Annotated in this window: 4 protein-coding genes; all 4 read right to left on the bottom strand. The window is 62.8% G+C overall.

Annotated elements, in window-relative coordinates:
- Nucleotides 1-439, bottom strand: a 439-nt coding sequence (locus AC1DT2_RS14390; RefSeq protein ID WP_477297030.1) for a prepilin-type N-terminal cleavage/methylation domain-containing protein, incomplete at its 3' end; no start/stop codon positions are given.
- Nucleotides 436-873 (bottom strand): hypothetical protein, encoded by a 438-nt coding sequence (locus AC1DT2_RS14385; RefSeq protein ID WP_477297028.1) that lies wholly within the window; start codon nucleotides 871-873, stop codon nucleotides 436-438. The genes AC1DT2_RS14390 and AC1DT2_RS14385, both read right to left, overlap by 4 nt.
- 125 nt (nucleotides 874-998) lie before the next feature.
- Nucleotides 999-2,237, bottom strand: coding sequence for a PstS family phosphate ABC transporter substrate-binding protein (locus tag AC1DT2_RS14380; protein ID WP_477297027.1), 1,239 nt, complete (start codon nucleotides 2,235-2,237; stop codon nucleotides 999-1,001).
- A gap of 260 nt (nucleotides 2,238-2,497) precedes the next feature.
- Nucleotides 2,498-5,839 (bottom strand): filamentous hemagglutinin family protein (locus tag AC1DT2_RS14375; RefSeq protein ID WP_477297026.1); only part of this gene is annotated, 3,342 nt, incomplete at its 5' end.

Genomic DNA, 5,839 nt, shown 5'->3' with positions numbered 1-5,839 from the left:
AGCGTACGCGGGTAAGCAGGACATCCTGCGCACCAGCGACGAGCCTTGACTGACTTCCTGGCAGCGGTGAGAGATGTGCCTCCAGCGAATGGCCTTCCTTACCATCATCCGCAAGCATGATCTCGATCACCTGCGGTCCCAACTTGCCAAGGTAGCCGGGCAAGGTGGAGACGAAGCGGACATGCGTGGCATCGCCATCAAAGACGACCGGCACGTTATCGTCGACCGTCTTCCATGGCAACGCGGTGGCCGATGACAGTTGCCGACGAAGAAATTCCCGGCCGCCACGAACCTCGTCGAGGCGCGCGATAACCGCCGAACCATGGCCGACACTCAGCGTCGTCGAGCGAACGCCCGAATAAACGCCGAGCAGAAGAATGGCCAGGAGCGCCAGGGCGGCGAGCACTTCCATCAGGCTGAAGCCACGCGTAGCGTTCATGGGCCGGCTACCGACGTCGCGGGCACGGCTCTGGGTTCATCCTGCAACCGCAACGTTGCGAAGTGCGCACTACGCTCCGCGTGTCCGTCGCGCCAGGTGATATCGAGATCGACGCGATACACGTGAAGGTCCGGGGACTGGCCCGGGAAGGCTTGCTGTGCAGAAACGATCATGCGCCATTGGTGACGCGTGTCGTACCAGCCGGTCTGCGTGCCTTCATGCAACAGCTCCCGGCGCCCTGCGGTATCCAATGTGGTATCGGCCAGCATGGCAATGCGATTCAGTTCCCGCGTGTGCCCCGTCACCTCGGTGGCCGCCCCGGCCACGTGCATGACGGCGCCAAACGCCAGTGCCAGCAAGAGGATCGCAGCGATCGTCTCGAGCAGGCTGAACCCGGCTTCCGCATGCCGGCGAATGTTCATTGAACGGGCCATGATGCGAGGCTCGCACCTCTTTGTTTCAACTGCGAGTCGCACGATCGACAGTGGATATGAAGATGCAAAAGGGGCGGGCTTACGCCCACCCCCTTCGCCCATCCTTCCTGGACGGAAAGCGTGGATCAGTTGACGATGCAGCTGTCGACCTTGGTCTGGCTCAGGACGCCGGCGGCGTTGCTCAACCACGCATAGCCCGTGCCCGCGCGACCGATCTTGGTCACCGACGTACGGATCGCGGTGTTGTACGGCGAGCCGAGAAGGGTGCGAACCGCAGCCGTATCGGTACCGTTACCCTGCTTGTTGCCGAGCAGGTTGGTGATGGCGATGATCGGATAGCCGGACGCCGGGTTGGCGTAGTCATCCGGACTCACCAGGCCAACGCAGGTACCCGTCACCGGCAGCGAGACCAGTACCGGACGGCCCGTGCCCGTAGCGGGCGCATCGGCGATAGCCTTGTCAAAAACCACGTTGACCGCAATCGCCGTCGGGCCGAAGCCGGTGAGCGGGTTGATGGTCGTTCCGGCCGTATTCGTCACGGACGCAATCTTCACGCCACCCGGGACGCCATTGGCGACTTCGGCGTAGCCGATGGAGCCGTCGGTCGCGGCGACGGCAGCGGTCACGCCCGCGTTGCCGCTTGCGCCGACAGAGCTGGCGTACGCCGAGAAATACGACGAGGCGCCGGTGGCATAGGCCTGAAGCGTCTGGAAGCTCGTGGCCGGATGCGCGACGGTCGGGCAGACGGCAGTAAGGTGGTTCAGGAACGAAAACGACGTGCCGCTACCATCGCTGCGGTAGGCGATGTTGATCGGACCGGTGACGGCGTTTGCAGTCAGGTCCTTCCAGTCAGTGATCCTGCCGGAGAAGACGCCGCAGATCTGGTCTTCGCTAAGCGTCAGCGCGTTGACGCCAGTCTTCCTGAAAGCGATGCCGACGGCACCGGCGATGGCCGGCAGCTGGGTCGGCTGCGTGCCCGTACCGTGGCCAAGTACATAGTTGTTGTATTCGGTGAGCGAAAGCGGAGCGTCCGAGCCAGCGAAGAACGCCTGGGTAAGGCCCACGCCGCCGAAGTTCGTCGGGGTGGTGCTGCCGCAGGTACCGTTCACCTGGAAGTTGGTCGGATCGTTACCGGCGAGAACCTTCTTGCCCGCGCCGCTGCCGGTCGGGCAGTAGGTGACCGGATTGCCGCCGTAGGAGCCGAAAAGCGAACCGGCAGCGGGCGTGATCGGCGAACCGGCCGGGTTCGCCGCGGCACCGGTGTAACCGATGGCCGGCAGCGTGGCGCCACCGCCGACGAGCGTGGTGGCCGCGCTAGCGGCCGAAGCGAGGCACATGAAAATGGCGCCCGCAATGAACTTCATGCTGGTGTTTCCCATCGAAGAATCGCAACGCATGGTGTTACCCCTTTGCATAGAAGCCCCCCGGAGTGGAGGCCTTGCAAGCATCACCTTGCGTCGTTACCCCGTCGTGCCAATGYGGTGTCCGTGCGTATGACGGTTCGGTGATTTCGGCAAGCGCGAGTGTGTCGTGGATCACGTTCGAACTGAACATTCATATCGCCTGTCATGAAACGCATAGGGAGGGCAACGCCCTCCCTATGTTTCACGCCTTGTTGCAGACATTACATCCGATGCAGAGCCTTCTGTTCCCCTTCCGTCAGTTGGCCCGTCGCATCGCCACGACCAAGTACCTGCACCGGCGACCCGCTGTCGTAGCCCGCCGCCGGGGAGACGCTCGAGGTGTTGTCACCTTCGCTCAGCACATGCACCGAGATCTCGGACGGGAGCTTGTCACGCGCATCGGATTGCTGTTTGCGCGCCACATCTTCCGCGGCCTGCGTTGCGGCGGTAGCAGCGGCGCTTGCCGCATTCAATGCACCGATGTTGACAGCCGCTGTCACGGGAACACCAATCGAATCGCCCTTGACCTGGATATTGTCGGCATTGGCCACGCGCGCCGCGGCGATGACCAGGTTACCGGAGACGCGGATACCCGCATCACCGGCGTCGACCGTGCCACGTGGTGCGATGAGGTAGGCGTTGCCGGGGGGCGCACCTTCAACCGTTTGTAGCGTGGCGATACCCGCACCGCTTACCTGGCCGCGTGCGTCGACACGGCACCATGCATCGACATCACACAGGAAGGTCGGCGGAGGAACCTCGCTGTTGGTCTTTGCACCCTGGCCGGCATTGATGTCGCCGTTGGAGCTCCAGATCGTGACATCGCCGCCCTGCTCGGTAAATACGCGGCTTTGCGCCAGCAGCAGGCTGCGGTCGGTGAAGACGTTGACGTTACCGGCTTCCAGGGTGAGCAGGCCCATGGTGTTGGGTCCGGCGATGACCTTGCCGTTCGGGTCGGTAATTTGCGACGGCGCCGATGTACTGCCGATAAGTGCCTGTCCACCGGGGCCGAGCAAGGTGACGTCCCCACCCTGCTGCGTCTGGATGGTCGAGCTGCGGATATCCAGATCGCCGGTATCCACCGTGGCAGCCCCGCCATTGAGTCCACCCTGCCCTGCACCGTTCGATGTATATCCGAGCGTACTCGGGAACATGCTCTCCAGCGCGGCGTAGCCACGAGCGTACTTGCCCGCGTACGGGCTCGATGGATTGTTGTAGTCCGTACCTACCTGGGCAAGCAGCTTGAACAGGACCTTGTCAGCGAAGATACGCTGGACAATCTCAGGTTCCCTGGCGAACAGACCGAGGGCCTGGTCGTCGGTCAGCGGTGTCGTCACGTCGTCCGTGAGATGACCGGTGGCCGTGCGCTCACCGGCGATGCGCTGCTCCATAAAGGCCACGAGGTCCGGCGCCAGATTGGGCAAGCCATCGCCGCCATTGAGGTAGTGCGCGAGGAAGCCCGCCGTGTCCACGCCCGGACCGACGCCGAAGTTCACCAGGATGTCCGCGCTTTCGTGCGGAAGGTAGGGATTGTAGGTGTTGCCGACGGCCTGGATGCCCGTGGGGATGGTCGATTGCCCGGATTGCGACGTCACGTCAGCCTGGCTTACGAAAGGACCGATGTCGCGACCTGCGTCGACGACGAAGGTACCGGGGCCACCGACCAGCAGTGCCGGCACCAAAGGTTGCGCCCAGGTGTTTGGACCGAAGACGTTACCGTTGGGGAAGAACGTGTCATAGATATCTCGACCCGCCGACACGCGCGTGATATCGGCCGCGCGCGTGTGTTGGCCGATAAGCGAAAGGTTTACGATGTCGCGGCCGGCGCGGATGTCGGCCTGTTTTGAGGGCAATAGCACCAAGGCGCTATACGTTATGCCTGTGGCATCCGTCATACCGTTCGTAATATCGCCGTCGAGCGCGTAAACGCGTACGGGTGTCGTATCGTCAGCGTGCAGCGAATCTGGCTCGTGGAACTGGCCATTCAGGACACCGGTAGAAGCCCCTAACCATTTTCCTGTGGCGTTCGCCAGGCCCATCGGCTGAAGTGGTGACGGCATGCCGTCCGGCGATGAATCGATCAAGCCAAAGTACTGGATGCCGCTAGCGAAAGTCGGCCCGGCAAGCCCGATATTGTCCTCCGCCAAAAGACTCAGGTTGCCCGTGCGAGACGGAAACAGCGAGCCACTCGTAAGGATATCGATACTTCCGCTTAAAGCAGAAAGAGCGACGTTCGCTGGAAGAATGGTTTCGCCGTTCGCGCCGCCGCGACCGAAGAACACCTGATTCGGCGCCAGCAGGCTGCCGAAGGCGACATCGCCGGCCACCGATGCAGCGACGAAGGACGATGTCGTCGAGTATCCCTGGTCGTCCGCATGCCCCGCGGAGAACTGGACATGGAGGGCGCCATTCCCTGCATACGACGGATCGTACACGCCGCCAATATCGGCCCCCTGGCGTGCATTAACGGTGACCTGGGCGTCCTGAAGGCCGAACAGTGTGGAGACAGGCGTCGTGTACTCGGCCCCGGCCGTCGACTGGAAGCCTGAGTCAAAACTGGCCAGGGAGGGAGACACCGCGATCGCGCCGTCGGCACGTATGTCCGCCGTACCCTTGGCAACGAAGTAGGTGCCACTGAGTATGTCGCCGCCGGCGTGCACGGAGAGATCGCCACCGCCGACGGTGGTGATCGACTTGCCATCGGGATTCGTGTACCAGGTCGTCGGTAGCGAGACTGACAGTTCGCTGACATCGCCGCCAGCGTCCACGTCCACGTTGCCGCCGATGCTCATGACACCCTGGTGGAAATTGCCAAAGTTGATGGACGAACTCGATCCGTCGGCAGCGTTACCTGTCTGCATCCACTGCCACCAGTATTGCGCGACGGAATTCCCCGGTGGCGCCTTGGTCTGCGACCCATCAACGTCGACGACATTCTGGATACTGCTGATGTCGCCGCCCGCTTTCAGGTAAACATCGCCAGCATGATCCGGGTTCACCAGACCGGTCACTAGCGCATCAGGAGCGGTCAGGTCATTGCTCTGCGCCCGCGGCAATTCCGACGGCCGCAAGAGATACACATCCGTACCTGCCGCCGTACCTTCGACCGGCGCACCCGCCGTGTAGATGGTCGCCGGGGCTGCTGCGTCGAGCCACTGGATATCGCCCGCAGAAACCATATCGATGTCGCCGGTGCCGGTGCGGATCGTGGTCGGCATGAATATCGTCTTGCCGGAGAACGGTCCGTTCTGGGTCACGACCGTGGGATCGCTCAGGGTGTCCTTTACCGCAAAGTGGCCGTCAAGCGTGATATTCACCTCGGATGCCGCCGCCGTAGCCAACGGATCGACGCTGCCCAGATCGGTGCCTGCGACAAAGCGGTACGACGTGCTCGATCCTCCCAGCAGCGTGGCTGACGCCAGCGACGTCGCGTTACCGAATGTCGGCATGTTGGAAGGCGAATTGTTGGGCGCGGGCTTACCAAACGTGACGGTCGGCGGAATCGAGGTATCGGCATCCTCACGGGGGGCGAACGGCGCGTAGAACAGCTGGCTGTTCGTGCC

The sequence above is a fragment of the Luteibacter sp. P4_E6 genome (assembly GCF_056401535.1).
Note: the sequence above shows the minus strand (reverse complement) of the source record. Positions and strands in the feature narration are given on the sequence as shown.